Raw genomic sequence first — 16,486 nt, 5'->3', positions numbered from 1 at the left:
GGCGACCGAACGAGCGCTCGGTCGGCACAACGATGTGAGGGCCCCACACCATGACCGAGACGAATTCACCGGACCGGATGGCCGGCAAGAACGCGATCGTCACCGGCGGAAGCCGCGGCATCGGCCTGGCGGTCGCCCAGCGGCTCGTCGCCGAGGGTGCCCGCGTGCTTATCACGGGCCGCCGGCAGGAGTCGCTCGACGCAGCGGTCGCGACCATGCCCGCCGGCAGCGCGATCGCCGTGGCTGGCAAGGCCGATGACCCGGAGCACCGCGCGGCGGTGCTCGAGGCCGCCGCCGCGGAGTTCGGCGGCCTCGACATCCTCGTCTGCAACGCGGGGATCAACCCGCTCTACGGGCCCCTCGTCGACCTCGACCTGGACGGCGCGCGCAAGGTGCTCGAGGTGAACGTCGTCGCCACGCTCGCGTGGGTTCAGGATGCCGTGAAGCACACGGGGCTCGGGTTCCGCGAGCGGCACGGCTCGATCGTCATCCTCTCGTCCGTCACCGGCCAGGTGCCCTCCGCCGGGATCGGCTGGTACGGCGTGAGCAAGGCGGCGAACGCCCACCTGACCCGCACGCTCGGCGTCGAACTCGCCCCCGACATCCGCGTCAACGCCGTCGCGCCGGCCGTCGTCAAGACGAACTTCTCGCGGGCGCTGTACGAGGGGAAGGAAGACGATGTCGCCGCCGACTACCCGCTGGGGCGGCTCGGCACACCGGGCGACGTCGCCGCGGCAGTCGCGTTCCTTGCGTCGGCCGATGCCTCATGGATCACGAGCCAAGTGCTCACGCTGGACGGCGGTCTGCTGGCCGCGGGAGGGACGGCCTGATGGACACCGCCGAACTCGAGGATCTGCGTCTCGCGACGCGCGCCTTCATCCGGACCGAGGTGATCCCCGCCGAGCCGAGACCCGGCGAGCGCCTGGATCCGCAGGTCCGGCGCGAGCTGAACGAGAAGGCCAAAGCGGCGGGCGTGTTCGCGCCGCACGCACCCGTCGAGCTGGGAGGCCGCGGACTCGCGATCGACCAGTGGTCGCCCGTGCTCCAGGAGGCCGGCTACTCGCCCATCGGCCCGAGCGCGCTCAACTGCATGGCGCCCGATGAGGGCAACATGCACATGCTCGAGCTCATCGCGACGCCGGCGCAGAAGGAGCGGTACCTCGCTCCCCTGGTCGCGGGCGAAATGCGATCGTGCTTCGCGATGACCGAGCCCCACCCCGGCGCCGGCAGCGACCCGGAGGCCCTACGGACCACCGCGACCCGCGTCGACGGCGGATGGCGGATCGACGGAGAGAAGCGGTTCATCAGCGGCGCGATCGGCGCGGGCTTCGCGATCGTCATGGCGCGCACCGACGAATCGGATGCCGGGCCCGCCGGCGCCACAATGCTTCTGGTCGACGCCGACAACCCCGGGATGACCCTCGGCGCCGCGATCCACACGGTGGACCGCGCGATCGACGGCGGCCACCCGCACGTCCACTTCGACGACTGCTTCGTGCCCGACGACGCCGTGCTGGGCGAGCCGGGGCGGGGCTTCGCCTACGCACAGGTGCGTCTCGGTCCCGCGCGCCTCACCCACTGCATGCGGTGGCTCGGCCTCGCCCGCCGCGCGCACGACATCGCCCTCGACCGCGCAGCGCACCGAGAGCTCTTCGGGTCGCCGCTGAAGCAGCTCGGCATCGCGCAGTCGCTCATCGCAGACTCGGTGATCGACATGGAGACCTCCGACGCGATCATCACCAAGACCGCCGGGCTCCTGGTCGCCGATGCCCGCGCGGGTTCGGCACTCAGCTCGGTGGCCAAGGTGCACTGCTCCGAGGCCGTGTACCGCGTGATCGACCGCGCGATCCAGCTCACCGGCGGAGACGGCGTCTCGGACGGCCTGCCGCTCGCGCAGTACCTCAACGAAGTGCGGCCGTTCCGCATCTACGACGGGTCGAACGAGACGCATCGGTGGGCGATCGCGCGGCGGTCTTCGTCGGCGCGGGCGCGCGCGGGCGTCGAGCGGATGGACATCCCGCACGTCGACCGGCTCGACGTCCCCCAGGAGGCGACGGCATGAAGACCGCGTCGGACGGCGTCGACGTCGTGCACACGCCCGAGCAGGCCGCGGGGCTGGAGCTCGCGCCGCTGCTCGTCCTCGATCCGCTGCGCCACTACTTCGACGCGCACGGACTCGGCGGCGGAGACCTGACGTGGCAGCGCATCGGCGAGGGACAGGCGAACCTGACCTACCTCATCGTCCGGGACGGCGAGCGCTTCGTGCTGCGGCGCGGACCGCGTCCTCCGCATCCGCCGTCGACGCACGACATGGTTCGCGAAGCGCGCATCCAGAAGCTGGTCGCCCGATCGGGCGTGCCGGTTCCCGAGATCGTGTCGGTGTGCGAGGACCCCGCCATCCTCGGCGTTCCCTTCTACGTCATGCGCTTCCTCGAAGGCGAAGTGATCACCGACCCCATCCCCGCGGCGCTCGACGCACCCGAGGAGCGGCGGCGGACGGCTCTCGCGGCCGTCGACGCGCTCGTGGAACTGCACGCCATCGACGTCAGCTCCGGGGAGCTCTCGTCGATCGGTCGCCCCGACGGCTACCTCGAGCGCCAGGTGCGCCGATTCTCGGCCCTATGGGACCAGAGCACCGAGCGGTCGCTGCCCGAGCTGCACGAGGTCGGCGCCTGGCTCGGAGCGCACGTTCCCCGCACCCAACGGCCCTCGGTCGTGCACGGCGACTACCGGCTCGGGAATCTCATGTTCGCCGCGGACGCGCCTGCCCGCGTGGCGGCCATCCTGGACTGGGAGATGGCGACGCTCGGCGACCCGCTCGCCGACCTCGGGTACTTCACGGCCACGTACGCGGTGCCCGGCGGATCCGCGACGCCGATCGAACTCACGTCCGTCACGCGCCTCGCGGGCTACCCGGACCGAAGCGAGCTCATCGAGCGCTACGCGGACCGGACCGGGCTCGATGTCTCGGACCTGGCGTGGTACCAGGCGCTCGCGCTGTTCAAGGCCGCGATCTTCTGCGAGGCCATGTACACCCGGTGGCTGCACGGCGAGCGCCCGGGCGACACGTTCGCACCCACGCTCGCGGAGGGCATCCCGGCGATGATCGCGGACGCGAGGCAGTTCATCCGGCACGCGTGACGGTGGAGTGAAGCGTCGAGGGACTCCCGCTCGAGACGGTCAGGCCTCCGCGGGGGCCGCTCCGGGAACCGCCAGCTCGCCGGTCATGTACTGCGCGCGGCCGAACCCGAAGCTCCAGTCCTGGGGGCCGTTCTCGACGTAGCCGATGAAGACGTCTTCGGGGGCGACACCGACGGCTTCGAGGCGCGCGGCGATCTCGGCGTAGAGCTTCTGCTTGGTCGCGTCACTGCGGCCGCGCTGCGTGAAGATCTGGATGATCACCGGGTCGGTGCGCTCGAACCCGAGGCCGGCGTCCTCGGCGACGATCGTGGCGGCGGGACGCGACGTGATGACCTGGAACCGGTCGCGCTCCGGGATTCCGTAGACGTGGACGATGGCGTCGTGGACGGCGGATGCGAGCTCGGTCGAGTTCTCACGGGCGTCGCTGTGGTCGATGCGGACGAGTGGCATGGCAGCCTCCCAAACAGTTTGTTCGGACATACTAACATATTTGCCTTGCAGTCGCCGCACGAGCATGACAGTATGTTCGGACATATACGGAACCAGTCCTCTCCATACGAACCTCCACGCAAAGGAGCGTCCCCCGTGTCGCACACCGCCTCACCCCCGACCTCGACCCCGTCCGCGTCGAGCCGCAAGGGCTTCCTCGTCAAGCTGACGGTCATCTCGACCCTCGGCGGACTGCTGTTCGGCTACGACACCGGCGTGATCTCGGGCGCGCTGCTCTACATGCGCGACGACCTCGCGATGAACGCCGTGCAGGAGGCATGGGTCGTCAGCTCGCTCCTGTTCCCCGGGGCCGCCTTCGGCGCGCTGCTGGGCGGACGCATCGCGGATGCCCTCGGCCGCAAGTGGTCCCTCATCGTCTGCGCGCTGATCTTCCTGGTCGGAGCGATCCTGTGTGCGATCGCACCGAACGTCGAGATCATGGTCGGCGCGCGCATCCTGCTCGGCTTCGGCGTCGGCGCGGCCGCGGTGTCGGCCCCCCTCTACCTCGCCGAGATGGCGCCGGCCGAGAAGCGCGGCCGCATGGTCACCATCAACGAGCTCATGATCGTCACCGGCCAGATGCTCGCCTTCGCGATCAACGCCCTGCTGGCGGTCACGATCGACGGCGCCCACGTGTGGCGCGTCATGCTGGCCGTCGCCGCGATCCCGGCCATCGCGCTGCTGATCGGCATGTTCGCGCTCCCCGAGTCGCCGCGCTGGTTCGGCGCACGCGGGCAGGTCGACCAGGCCCGGAAGGTCCTCGCCTTCAGCCGCTCGCAGGACGAGATCGACACCGAGCTCGCCGAGATCGAGTCGACGGCCAAGGCCGAGGGCAACAGCCGCAAGCACGCGTGGCTCGCGCTGCGCAACAACCGCTGGATGCGCCGCCTGCTGTGGATCGGATTCGGTCTCGCCGCCGTCCAGCAGGCGACGGGCATCAACACCGTGAACTACTACGCCCCGAGCATCCTCACCCGGTCGGGACTCGGCGACCAGGCCGCCCTCATCGCCACCATCGGCGTCGGCGTCACGAGCGTCACGATGACCATCCTCGGCATCTGGCTGCTCGGCTTCGTGCCGCGCCGGGTGATGCTGATGATCGGGTTCGGCGGCGTCGTCGGCTCGCAGCTGCTGCTCGCGTTCCTGTTCACGCTCCCCGAGTCGGATGCCACGAGCTACACGATCCTCGCCGGCATGATGATCTTCGTCGCGTTCGTTCAGGCGTTCATCGGCACGTGCGTGTGGCTGCTGCTCAGCGAGATCTTCCCGCTCGCCATCCGTGGGCTCGCGATGGGCATGGCCGTCTTCGTCCTGTGGACCGTCAACGCCGCGATCTCGTTCGTCTTCCCGATCATCGTCGAGGCCTTCGGGTCGACCCCGACGTTCCTGCTGTTCGCCGCGGTGAACGTGGTGTCGCTGCTCTTCGTGTGGCGTGCCGTCCCCGAGACCAAGGGCCGGACGCTCGAGACACTCGAAGAGGACTTCCGCACGCAGGCGATCCGCACCATGCCGCGTCACGAGCGCCTCACGCACTGACGTCATCGAGACGAAGGTCCCGTCGTCTCGGCGACGGGACCTTCGTCGTTCCCGCGCTCCGGAGCCCGCGCGAGACTGGGCCGCGTGACACCCACCGTCCTCATCACCGGCGGCGCCGGCGGCATGGGCCTCGCGACCGCCCGAATCATGGGCCACGACCACGCTGTCGTGCTCACCGACATCGCTCAGGCGGGTCTGGATGCCGCGGCCGCCGACCTCGCCGCGTCCGGCATCCCGGTCCAGACCATCACCGCGGACATCACCGACCGCGCGTCCGTCGACGCCGCCGTCGCCGTGGCTCAGAGCGCGGGTCCGCTGCGCGCGGTCGTCCACACCGCCGGCGTCAGCCCTCAGATGGGCGACCCCGCGTTCATCGTGCGCGTCAACGCGCTCGGCACCATCAACGTCACCGAGGCGGCCCTCGCCGCTGCGACGGACGGCTTCGCGCTCGTGAACGTCGCGTCAGTCGCCGCGCACCTCGTGCCGGGACTGCTGGTGCCGACGCGTTCCTTCGCCACGGCGCTCCGCGACCCCGAGAGGCTCGTGACCGTGCTGACCAGGCGGGCGGGCCTGTTCCGCGGCCAGCGCGCCGGCATCGCGTACTCGTTCTCGAAGGCGTTCGTCGTCTGGTACACACGGCGCATGGCCGAAGCGTTCGGCGCGAAGGGTGCTCGCATCGTCTCGGTCTCGCCCGGCACGTTCGACACGACGATGGGCAGACTCGAGGAGAAGAGCGGCTCGGGCAATCTGCTCAGGGTGGCGGCGCTCCGGCGATACGGGAAGCCGGAAGAGGTCGCTGAGCTGCTGGCCTTCCTCGCGTCCGACAAGGCGGGCTACATCACCGGGACCGACGTCCTGATCGACGGGGGAACGAAGGCGGGAGTCGAGGTGCACGGCTCCCGCTCGATCCGCTGAGGCGCGACGTCAGCCGATCAGCTCGCGCAGCCGCTGCAGCTGGTATCGGGACACGTCGTCGGCGGTCTCGTCCTCGGCGAAGACGTTCGACACCACGAGGGCGTCCTCGCGGGCGAGGTAGCCGATCGAGCGCAGGGTGCCGAACAGCTCGTCCCAGTCGACGTCGCCGTCGCCGATCCGCAGGTGCTGGTGCACGCGGGCGGTGTTTCCCGGCGGGTTCGAGATGTAGCGCAGTCCGTGCGAACGCGTGTGGTCGAAGGTGTCGGCCGTGTAGACGGTGCCGAGGCGATCGCCGATCTCGGGGAGGAGCGTCGTGGCGCGGTCGCCGTAGTGGAACGTATGCGACGCGACGTATACGAAGCCGACGGCCGGGGAGTTCAACCCGCGCAGGACCCGCCACGCCTCGAGGCCGTCCTCGACGAAGTCGTCCGGGTGCGGGTCGATGTTGAGCTTCAGCCCCTCGAACTCGATGATCGGCAGCAGCTCCTCCATCGACCGGTAGAACGCGGCCTCGGACTCCTCGGAGCGCTCGGGCCGTCCCGAGAACTCGGTGTTGATGACCGGGATGCCGAGCTCGACCGCGAGCTGGATGACGCGGCGGAAGTTGCGCACGGCCGCTTCGCGCTGCGGCTCGTCGGGCCACGAGATGCGGTGCACGGGCAGGATCGCCGGGATCGAGACGCCCGCGTCGGACACCGCCTTCTTCAACTTCGCGACCAGGTCGTCGTCGGCCTTCGGGTAGCGGAAGAACGGCGTGAAGTCGACGTGCGGCGTCAGCTGGAAGTGCTCGTAGCCGAGGCGTGCGGTGACCTCGGGGAACTCCAGCAGCGAGAAGTCGTGGTGGTACGGGGTCGGGTCGAGCGCGATGCGGACCATGGGGCTCCTCCTTCGGAGCGATCGGGCTTCTGCGGTGTCAGGCGTAGAACGCGGGGCGGGCGGTGGATTCGACCGGGACGACGCCGCCGCCCTCGAGGGCCTTGACGCCCGCCTCGCAGGCGAGCGCGACGCGGTAGCCGTCGTAGGCGTTCGGGCCGTCGATGAGGCTGCCGTCGTTGACGGCGTCGACCCACCGCTGGATCTGCGCGTCGTAGGCGGGCGCGAAGCGAGTCACGAAGCTCGTGTGGTCGGCGATGCTGAACCGGCCGTCGCGCCACTGCTGAAGGCCCGACGGCTGGCCGATGCGGGCCAGGCCCTTCTCGAACACCGCCTCGGTGGCGACCTGATAGCCGAACTGCACGCTGACGTTCATCTCGACGTCGACGTGGACGCCGTTCTCGAGCTGCATCAGCACCAGGATGGGCTCGCGCAAGTGGGCGGGCGACAGCGAGTTGCGACGGGGGAACTTCACCTCGACCGAGGCGACCGGGGAGCCGGCGAGCCACGGCACGACGTCGAACTCGTGCACGACCGAGTCATTGATGAGCATCTGCTGCGTGTACGAGTCGGGCACCGAGGGGTTGCGGTGCACGCAGCGCAGCATCATGAGCTCGCCGGGCTCGCCCGAGGCGATCAGGTCGCGCAGCGCCTGGTACTCGTCGTCGAAGCGGCGCATGAAGCCGACCTGGATGTGCGGCCGGTCGAGCTTCTGCTCGAGCTCGAGGATCCGCAGCGCCGACGCCGAATCGGGCGTCAGCGGCTTCTCGCACAGGATCGGCAGCTTCGCCTCGAGCGAGGGCACGATGACCGGCTCGTGGAACTTCCCCGGTGTCGCGATCAGGACGGCGTCGACGGCATCCGCCGCGATCGCGTCCTCGATGCTCGCGAACGCCTGCGAGCCGGGTGCGTCGGCCGCCGCTGCGGCGGCGCGACCGGCATCCGGCTCGACGACCGCCGAGACGACGGCGCCGTTGATGCGCCGCGTGATGCGGGTGATGTGGTCGGCGCCCATGAGGCCGGCGCCGACGACGCCGATGCGGAGGTCCGTGGTCATGTGTTCTCTCCAGTGAGAAGGGGGCGGTGCGGGTCAGCCGAGCAGCGGCCGCTGCGCGGCCTGCTGCTCGAGGTACTCGGTGCGGGCCCGCTGGGTCGATTCCAGCGTCGAGGTCTCGGGGACCGGGACGTCCCACCACCCGGCGCCGTCGGGCGCGTAGATGAGCGGGTCGCTGTTGATGTGGATGAAGGTCGAGCGGTCGGATGCCTTGGCCGCCGCCACCGCCTCGCTCAGCTCGACGATCGCCATCGCGCTCGGCTCGATCTCGACGACGTCCATTCCGTAGCTGCGCGCGTTCATCGCGAGATCCACCGGGAGGATCTGCTCGCCCTGGAAGTTGCGCTTCTCGGGGTCGTACTCGCGGTACCACGTGCCGAACCGCTCGGAGCCGACCGTCTCGGACAGGTGCCCGATCGAGGCGTAGCCGTGGTTCTGGATGAGGACGACGATGAGCTTGATGCCCTCGGCGACGGCGGTGACGAGCTCGGAGTTGAGCATGAGGTACGAGCCGTCGCCGACCATGACGATGACGTCGCGGTCGTCGCCGTCGGCGATGAGGCCCCGCTTGGCGCCCAGGCCGCCGGCGATCTCGTAGCCCATGCACGAGAACGCGTACTCGACGTGATAGCCGAGCGGGTCGCGCACGCGCCACAGCTTGTGCAGGTCACCCGGGAGGGACCCCGCCGCCTGCACGATGACGTCCTCGGGGGCGCTGGCTGACTGGACCGCGCCGATGATCTCAGGCTGCCCGGGCAGCTCGAGGCTCGACGGCGCGAACGCCTCGTCGACCGCGGCATCCCACGCCGCCTTCTCGCGCGCGATCTGCTCGGAGTGCTCGGGAGAGACCTCGAAGCCCTCGAGCTCGATGATGAGCTCGGCCAGCGCCTCGCGGGCGTCGGCGATGACCGGCAGCTGCGAGCCGTGCTTGTACGCGTCGAACGAGGCGATGTTGATGTTGACGAACGTCACGTCCGGGTTCTGGAAGGCCGTGCGCGACGCCGTCGTGAAGTCGCTGTAGCGCGTGCCGATGCCGATGATGACGTCGGCTTCGGCCGCGAGGCGGTTCGCCGCGAGCGTGCCGGTGGCCCCGACCCCGCCCAGGTTCTGCGGGTGGTCCCAGTCGAGCACGCCGCCGCCGGCCTGCGAGGTGCCGACCGGGATGCCGGTGGCCTCGACGAGCTCGCGCAGCTGCTCCTCGGCGCCCGAGTAGAGCACGCCGCCGCCGGCGACGATGAAGGGGCGCTTCGCGGCACGGATCGCGGCGACCGCACGCGCGAGGGGTCCGCGCTCGGGCAGCGGCCGGCGGATGTGCCATTCGCGGTCCTGCAGGAACTCCACGGGAACGTCGAGCGCCTCGGCCTGCACGTCCTCGGGAAGCGCGATCGTGACGGCGCCGGTCTCGGCGGGGTCGGTGAGCACGCGCATCGCGGCGAGCGCGATCGAGTACAGCTGCTCGGGGCGCTGCACGCGGTCGAAGAACTTCGACACCGGGCGGAAGGCGTCCGTGACCTGGAGGCCCGTGTCCCACGGCTGCTCGACCTGCTGCAGCACCGGGTCGGCGACGCGCGTGGCGAACGTGTCGCTCGGGAGCAGCAGCGCCGGCATCCGGTTGGTGGTCGCCAGAGCCGCGCCGGTGAGCATGTTCGCCGCGCCCGGGCCGACCGAGGCGGCCGACGCGAGCGTGCCGCGACGGCGGTGCATGCGGGCGTAGCCGACCGACTGGTGCACCATCGCCTGCTCGTTGCGGGCCTGGTAATACGGCATCGCGTCGGGCTGCTCGACGTTCAGCTGCTTGAGCGCCTGGCCGATACCGGCGACGTTGCCGTGGCCGAAGATGCCGAACATCCCGGCGACCGTCCGCTCCCGGATGTCGCCGTCGACGGTCCATTGATGGGCCAGGAACTCCACGAGCGCCTGGCTGACCGTCATCCGCTTCGTCGCCGCCATCAGTGCCGGCCTTCCTTGTCGCTGCTGTACGGGAGTCTGGTGTCGAACTCCTGGCCCGTCCAGGAGTCCCGCACCCACGCGTGGGCGGGGTCGTCGCTGATGAGCCACGCCCGCTCGGGGTCGGGGCCGGCCATGACGTTGAGGTAGTAGAGGTCGTAGCCCGGGGCGGCGACGGCGGGGCCGTGGTAGCCGTAGGGCACGAGGGCGATGTCGCCGGTGCGGACCATCGCGTTGATGTCGATGTCGCCCGCAGGCGAGGAGTACGTGCTGAACATGCCGAACGCGTCCTCGTCGGACCCGGCGTCCGCACCGCGCGCACGGGCGGTCTCGAAGTAGTAGATCTCCTCGAGCCGCGACTCGTGACCCGGGTGGTGCTCGTCGTGCTTGTGAGGCGGGTACGACGACCAGTTCTCGGCCGGCGTGATGACCTCGCACACGATGAGCTTCTCGGCGTCGAGCGCCTGCGGCGTCCCGAAGTTGTGGACCTGCCGGCTCGAGCGCCCGGCTCCGCGCAGCTCGACGGGGGTGTCGGCCGCGGGGATGTAGCGGACCTGGCCGCCGGCGGTGCTCGGCGCCTCGGCGACCGCGACGCGGCCGAGACCGCGGATCTCCGCCGTGGTGCCGCTGGGAAGGTAGAGCACGTCGGTCGGACCGGAGAACACCGACTCCCGCCCCTCCAGGGTCGTCACCGACTCTCCGGGGAAGTGGTGATGCGTCACTGCGAACGATCCCGCCAGCGGCACGACGATGCGCTCGACGTCGCGGTCGGTCAGCTCGACGTGGTCGCCCTCGCCGAGCTCCGCCACGCGGATGCCCGTGTGCTGCCACCCGGCGATCGTCCCGTCGACGACGGACTCCCATCCGTCGTTCGCCAGCGTCCCCTTGCGGCGGAACCAGCCCTCTTCACCAGCCATGTTGCCTTCTCCAGATCGGATGCCGCGCCCCTCGTCGCTGAGGGGCGCGGGACGCGGCATCCGCATCGTCCGTGTTCTCGTGCGTCAGTGGTTCTGCGGGAACCCGAGGTTGATCCCGCCGTGCGTGGCCGGGTCCAGCCAGCGGCTCGTGATCGCCTTCTCGCGCGTGAAGAAGTCGAAGCCGTGCACGCCGTAGGCCTTGCTGTCGCCGAACAGCGACTGCTTCCACCCGCCGAACGAGTGGTAGGCGACCGGAACCGGGATCGGGACATTGATTCCGATCATGCCGACCTGGACCTCGTTCTGGAAGCGCCGTGCCGCGCCGCCGTCGTTGGTGAAGATCGCGGTGCCGTTGCCGAACTGGCCGGAGTTGATGAGGTCCAGGCCCTCGTCGTAGGTCTCGACGCGAACGACCGAGAGCACCGGGCCGAAGATCTCCTCGGTGTAGGCGCGGCTCGTCGTGGGCACGTTGTCGAGCAGGGTCGGACCGAAGAAGAACCCGTCCTCGTGGCCGTCGACGCTGAACCCGCGGCCGTCGACGACGACGGTCGCACCGTCGGCCTCGGCGATGTCGACGTAGCCCGACACCTTGTCGCGGTGGACGTCGGTGATCAGCGGCCCCATGTCGGGCTCGACGCCGTCGACGCCCGCGCCGTTGCCGATGCGCAGCTTCGCGATGCGCTCGGAGATCTTCGCCACCAGGTCGTCGGCGACCGGCTCGACGGCGAGGACGACCGAGATCGCCATGCAGCGCTCGCCGGCCGCGCCGTAGCCGGCGTTGACGGCCTGGTCGGCGACGAGGTCGAGATCGGCATCCGGCAGCACGAGCATGTGGTTCTTGGCGCCCCCCAGGGCCTGAACGCGCTTGCCGTTGCGGGATGCCGTCTCGTAGATGTACTGGGCGATCGGGGTCGAGCCGACGAACGAGATCGACTGCACGGTCGGGCTGTTCAGCAGTCCGTCCACGGCGAGCTTGTCACCCTGGAGCACCGTGAAGACGCCGTCGGGAAGACCCGCTTCCTTCCACAGCTGCGCGACCCACATCGATGCCGACGGGTCCTTCTCGCTGGGCTTGACGACGACCGCGTTGCCGGCGGCGATCGCGATGGGGAAGAACCACATCGGGACCATGGCGGGGAAGTTGAAGGGGCTGATGACGCCCACCACGCCCAGCGGCTGCTTGAGCGAGTACACGTCGACGCCGGTCGAGGCGTTCTCGCTGAAGGCGCCCTTGATGAGGTGCGGGAAGCCGGTCGCGAGCTCGACGACCTCCTGGCCGCGGAGGATCTCGCCCATCGCGTCCGAGACGACCTTGCCGTGCTCGGCGGTGATGATCTCGGCGAGCTCCTGCTTGCGGGAGTTCAGCAGCTCGCGGAAGGCGAAGAGGACGGTCTGGCGCTTGGCGATCGAGAACCGGCTCCAGACTTCGTAGCCGCGCTGCGCCGAGGCGATGGCCTCGTCGATCTCGGCCTGGTCGGCGAGGGCGACCTGAGCCTGGACCGCGCCGGTCGCGGGGTTGTACACCGGAGCGGTGCGACCGCTCGTGGACGGGCGCTCCGCGCCGTCGATCCAGTGCGAGATCACGCGGACGTCGGTGTCGGCGCCCGCGGAGGCGGGGGTGGTGTCGGTGATGCTCATCAGTGGGTTTCCTTCGTGGTCGTGCTCAGGAGCTGGGAGTGGACGAGGCCGGCGGCGATGTCGACGGCTGCCGCCACGTCGCCGTCCGGCGGGTAGAGGAGGGTGCGGCCAACGGTGAGTCCGCGGACGCCGGGAAGGGCGAGGGCGTCCTCCCATGCGGCGAACGTCTCGTCGGGGTCGGCGCCGGAGTCTCCCCCGAGGAGGAGGGTCGGCATGGTGGTCGCCTGCATGACGCGCTCCATGTCGGGGACGACCGGGAGCTTCATCCAGGTGTAGGCGCTGCTGGCGCCCAGGCCCGCCGCGATCGCGACGGAGAGGATGACGGCATCCGTCGAGAGGTCGTTCACGATGCGGCCATCGACCCAGCGGCTCATGAAGGGCTCGAGCATGATCGGCAGTCGCGCGGCCGCCGCCTGGTTGACGGCGTCCGCGGTCGCCATGAGCGTCGGCGACGTCGCGGGGTCGGCGAGGTTCACGCGGATGAGCGTCTTGGCGAAGTCGAGTCCGGCGCTGACCATGCTCGCGACGTCGTAGCCGGTGTAGCGGTCGTCCATCTCGAACGCCGCGCCCCGCAGGCCGCCGCGGTTCATCGATCCGACGACGATCTTGTCGTCGAGCAGCCCCAGGGCCGCGAGGTCGTCGATGATGTCGGGCGTTCCCAGGACGCCGTCGACGCCGGGTCGACTGAGGGCGATGGCCATGCGCTCGAGCAGGTCGTAGCGGTCGGCCATCGCGGTCGGGTTCGACCCGACGGCGAGGGCGCCGCGGGCGGGGTGGTCGGCGGCGACGATGAACAGGCGTCCGTCGCCGGCGAGCGTCTCGCGGCGTCGGCGCTGCGCGTAGACCGACGCCAGCTGCTCGGGGTGGCGGGCGCGCAGCTCGCGCAGCCGCTCGAAGGCCTCGGGGCCGAGGATCGTCTCGGGCATGTCAGCTCACCCCGCTCAGGATCGACTCGACCTCGGCCGCGTCGGGCATCGCCGTGGAGCATTCGCGCCGCGAGGCGACGAGGGCCCCGGCGACGTTGGCGAAGCGGAGGATCCGCTCCAGGTCCCAGCCGGACAGGAGCCCGTGGACCAGTGCCCCGCCGAAGGCGTCGCCGGCACCGAGGCCGTTGACGACGTCGACCCAGTAGGGCGGCACCTCGACCGACTCGTCGCGGGTCTTGGCGAGGACGCCCTTGGGGCCCTGCTTGACGATCGCGAGCTCGACGCCGCGGTCCAGGAGTGCGTCGGCCGCACGCTGCGGCTCGGTCTCGCCGACGGCCACCTCGCACTCCTCGCGGTTGCCGACGGCGACCGTCGCGTGCTGGAGGACCGCGTCGACCTCGGCGTGCGCCTCACGGGGATCGGTCCAGAACATCGGGCGGTAGTCCAGATCGAAGATCGTGGTGCCCTCGGTGCGGGCGGCGAGCGCGTAGTGGTGGGCCGCGCGGCTCGGCTCCTCGCTCAGGCCGGTGGTGGTGAACCAGAAGATGCGTGCCTGACGCACCGCGTCGAGGTCGATGTCGTCGATGCCGACGTTGAGGTCCGGCGCCTTCGGCTCGCGGTAGAAGTACAGCGGGAAGTCGTCCGGGGGGAAGATCTCGCAGAACGTGATCGGGGTCTTCAGGTCGGCGTCGCGGCGCACGTACTCGTTGCCGACGCCGAGACGGTCGAGCTCGCGCAGCAGGTAGCCGCCGAACGGGTCGTCGCCGACCCGCGAGATGAGCGAGGCGCGGTGGCCGTAGCGGGCTGCCGCGACCGTGACGTTCGCGGCGGTGCCGCCCAGGTACTTGCCGAACGTCGAGACATCCTCGAGACCGACGCCGTCCTGCAGCGGGTAGATGTCGACGCCGAGCCGGCCGATGGCCAGGAGGTCGAGGGGGGTGGTGTTCTCGGTCATACTCCGCTGTACAACTCTCTGTGTGGAGTGCTGGTCTGGACTATGTCCTAACATTAGCACATGGAACGGGGATCCGTCGAGTCCCGAAGGGACGGAGTCCTCAAAGATGTGGGGTCCCGCCGGGCCGCGTGCACGAGACACGGCCCGGCGGGAGGTCAGGGTCAGGGCAGCTTGGTGGGAGCCGTCAGCTCGGCGAGCTCCGCCTCGAGCTCGGCCATCGCCTCGCCACCGGCCATGAGGTCGGTGATCTGCTCGCGCGTGCGCTCGCCCTTGCGGAAGTCGTCGGCCTTCTTGCCGTGGATGAGCACGGCGAACCGGTCGCCGACCGCCATCGCGTGCGTGACGTTGTGGGTCACGAAGACGACGGCGATGCCCTGGGCGCGAGCGTGCATGATGATGCGCAGTACGTGCGTCGACTGCTTGACGCCGAGCGCCGAGGTCGGCTCGTCGAGGATCAGCACGCGTGCTCCGAAGTAGACCGCGCGGGCGATCGCGAGCGACTGGCGCTCACCACCGGACAGGGCGCCGGTGAGGCGGCTGCCGTCGGTGACGCGCGTGATGCCGAGCTTCTGCATCTCCCGGACCGTGATCTCGCCCGCAGCCTTCTTGTCGAAGTACTTGAAGGGCCAGAATCCCTTGGTCGGCTCGTGCCCGACGAAGAAGCACCGGGCGACCGACATCAGCGGGAACGTGCCGCCGTACTGGTGCACCGTCGCGATGCCGACGTCGCTGGCCGCCTTGGGGCTGTCGAAGACGACCGCCTTGCCGTCGACCTCGACCGTGCCCGACGAGGGCTTGTGGACGCCCGAGAGGACCTTGATGAGCGTGGACTTGCCGGCGCCGTTGTCGCCGAGCAGGCACAGCACCTCACCGGGGTTCACCTCGAGGGAGATGTCGGAGAGAGCCTGGTTCGTGCCGAAGTTCTTCGAGACGTTCGACAGCTTGAGCAGTGGGGTGGACATGTCAGGCTCCCTTCGCAGCCGCGGGCTTCTTCTTGCCGCCGCCGCTGAGCGCGAGACGTCGGAAGGTGTTGTTCATGAGCACGGCGACCAGGAGCAGCACGCCGAGGATCAGCTGGGCCCAGTCCGAGTTCCAGCCGGTGTAGTAGATGCCCTGGTTCACGATCGCGAACGTGAGGCAGCCGAGGATGACGCCGGGGACCGAGCCGTAGCCGCCCGTGAGGAGCACACCACCGACGACGACCGCGACGATCGAGTTGAAGACGAACGACTGGCCGGAACCGGTCTGCGCGCCGTTGTAGAGCATCGTCTGGATGATGCCGACGAGCGAGGCGCCGAGCGCGGTGGACATGAACAGTGCGATCTTGACCTTCGGCACCGGGATGCCGGCGGCACGGGCGCTCTGCGAGTCACCGCCGATCGCGAAGATCCAGTTGCCTGCGCGGGTCATCTGGAGCAGCCATACGACGACGAGCGCCGCGCCGATGGCCCAGAAGATCGCGACCTCGAACTGACCGTTGATCAGGGTTCCGAACATCGCCTTGAAGACGGGGTCCGGCGTGATCGGCACGCTCGTCGAACCGGCGATGACGCGGGCGAGACCGAGCGTGAGGCCGGCGAGCGCGAACTGCATGGCCAGGGTCACGATGAAGGACGGGACGTTCGTCCGCGCCACGATGATGCCGTTGATGAACCCGGTGAGCGCACCCACCGCGAGGGCGGCGAGGATGCCGACGATCTGCGGCATCCCATACACGCCCGAGACGACGGCGAGGGTGACCGAGCTGCTCGCGACCACCGAGCCGACCGACAGGTCGAACTCGCCGGCGATCATGAGCAGGGCCACCGGGAGGGCGACCAGGGCGAGCTCGGAGGCGATGTTCAGCCAGCTGGCGGTGCCGCCGGTGGTGAGGAACTGCGCGCCGCCGAAGATGGCGAAGAAGATGAAGACCGTCACGGTGCCGACGAGGGCGCCGGTCTCGGGACGGCGGAACAGGTCGCCGATCGTCCGCTGCGAGCGAACGCCGGGGAGGACGACGTTCGTCTCCGTGGGGTTGAGGGAGGACGACCCGCGCGACGGCGGGGCCCCCTGGGGTGTTTGCGTGGTCATGTCTGCTCTTTCGCTCGTGCTTCGT

15 protein-coding genes are annotated in these 16,486 nt (G+C 69.9%); 5 read left to right on the top strand and 10 right to left on the bottom strand.

The features are described 5' to 3' along the window. Positions 1–50 precede the first annotated feature (50 nt). The 3 genes from HD594_RS04085 to HD594_RS04075 are packed head-to-tail and all read left to right on the top strand — an operon-like array spanning position 51 to position 3,141. Positions 51–830, top strand: coding sequence for an SDR family oxidoreductase (locus HD594_RS04085; RefSeq protein ID WP_184749741.1), 780 nt, complete (start codon positions 51–53; stop codon positions 828–830). Next, a complete protein-coding gene (locus HD594_RS04080; RefSeq protein WP_184749740.1) occupies positions 830–2,062 on the top strand; it encodes an acyl-CoA dehydrogenase family protein in 1,233 nt (410 codons plus the stop codon). The genes HD594_RS04085 and HD594_RS04080 overlap by 1 nt, the downstream gene beginning before the upstream one ends. After that, positions 2,059–3,141, top strand: a complete 1,083-nt coding sequence (locus HD594_RS04075; protein WP_184749739.1) for a phosphotransferase family protein — start codon at positions 2,059–2,061, stop codon at positions 3,139–3,141. The genes HD594_RS04080 and HD594_RS04075 overlap by 4 nt, the downstream gene beginning before the upstream one ends. Positions 3,142–3,180: 39 nt before the next feature. Here the strand turns inward: HD594_RS04075 and HD594_RS04070 are convergent, their stop codons facing one another. Beyond that, complete coding sequence (locus HD594_RS04070) at positions 3,181–3,591, bottom strand: tautomerase family protein (RefSeq protein WP_184749738.1); 411 nt, start codon at positions 3,589–3,591, stop codon at positions 3,181–3,183. Between the two features lie 135 nt (positions 3,592–3,726). On the opposite strand from HD594_RS04070, the gene HD594_RS04065 reads away from it, so the two are divergent. Continuing rightward, the gene (locus tag HD594_RS04065) at positions 3,727–5,166 is read left to right on the top strand and encodes a sugar porter family MFS transporter (protein WP_271171297.1); all 1,440 of its coding nucleotides are present in this window, start codon (positions 3,727–3,729) and stop codon (positions 5,164–5,166) included. An 84-nt stretch (positions 5,167–5,250) separates the two neighbouring features. Continuing rightward, a complete protein-coding gene (locus HD594_RS04060) occupies positions 5,251–6,081 on the top strand; it encodes an SDR family oxidoreductase (RefSeq protein WP_184749736.1) in 831 nt (276 codons plus the stop codon). Between the two features lie 9 nt (positions 6,082–6,090). Here the strand turns inward: HD594_RS04060 and HD594_RS04055 are convergent, their stop codons facing one another. The 9 genes from HD594_RS04055 to HD594_RS04015 form a co-directional block, all read right to left on the bottom strand. After that, a complete protein-coding gene (locus HD594_RS04055; protein ID WP_184749735.1) occupies positions 6,091–6,957 on the bottom strand; it encodes a sugar phosphate isomerase/epimerase family protein in 867 nt (288 codons plus the stop codon). A 37-nt stretch (positions 6,958–6,994) separates the two neighbouring features. Further along, the gene (locus HD594_RS04050) at positions 6,995–8,011 is read right to left on the bottom strand and encodes a Gfo/Idh/MocA family protein (protein WP_184749734.1); all 1,017 of its coding nucleotides are present in this window, start codon (positions 8,009–8,011) and stop codon (positions 6,995–6,997) included. 33 nt (positions 8,012–8,044) lie between these two features. Beyond that, a complete protein-coding gene (gene iolD, locus HD594_RS04045) occupies positions 8,045–9,958 on the bottom strand; it encodes a 3D-(3,5/4)-trihydroxycyclohexane-1,2-dione acylhydrolase (decyclizing) (RefSeq protein ID WP_184749733.1) in 1,914 nt (637 codons plus the stop codon). Beyond that, positions 9,958–10,872 (bottom strand): 5-deoxy-glucuronate isomerase, encoded by a 915-nt coding sequence (iolB, locus tag HD594_RS04040; protein ID WP_184749732.1) that lies wholly within the window; start codon positions 10,870–10,872, stop codon positions 9,958–9,960. The genes iolD and iolB overlap by 1 nt, the downstream gene beginning before the upstream one ends. An 84-nt stretch (positions 10,873–10,956) precedes the next feature. Next, positions 10,957–12,510, bottom strand: a complete 1,554-nt coding sequence (locus HD594_RS04035) for a CoA-acylating methylmalonate-semialdehyde dehydrogenase (protein WP_184749731.1) — start codon at positions 12,508–12,510, stop codon at positions 10,957–10,959. Beyond that, a complete protein-coding gene (locus tag HD594_RS04030; protein ID WP_184749730.1) occupies positions 12,510–13,436 on the bottom strand; it encodes a class I fructose-bisphosphate aldolase in 927 nt (308 codons plus the stop codon). Before HD594_RS04030 ends, HD594_RS04035 begins: the two co-directional genes overlap by 1 nt. Before the next feature lies 1 nt (position 13,437). Then, entirely contained in the window at positions 13,438–14,391 is a 954-nt protein-coding gene (gene iolC / locus HD594_RS04025; protein ID WP_184749729.1) for a 5-dehydro-2-deoxygluconokinase, read from the bottom strand. 161 nt (positions 14,392–14,552) lie between these two features. Then, on the bottom strand, positions 14,553–15,353 hold the full coding sequence (locus HD594_RS04020) for an ATP-binding cassette domain-containing protein (RefSeq protein ID WP_184749728.1): 801 nt from the start codon (positions 15,351–15,353) through the stop codon (positions 14,553–14,555). Between the two features lies 1 nt (position 15,354). Next, positions 15,355–16,461: an ABC transporter permease gene (locus HD594_RS04015; RefSeq protein ID WP_184749727.1), complete on the bottom strand. Its 1,107-nt coding sequence runs from the start codon at positions 16,459–16,461 to the stop codon at positions 15,355–15,357. Positions 16,462–16,486 lie beyond the last annotated feature (25 nt).

Source organism: Microbacterium thalassium (assembly GCF_014208045.1).
In the GTDB taxonomy this organism is placed as follows: domain Bacteria; phylum Actinomycetota; class Actinomycetes; order Actinomycetales; family Microbacteriaceae; genus Microbacterium; species Microbacterium thalassium.
Note: the sequence above shows the minus strand (reverse complement) of the source record. Positions and strands in the feature narration are given on the sequence as shown.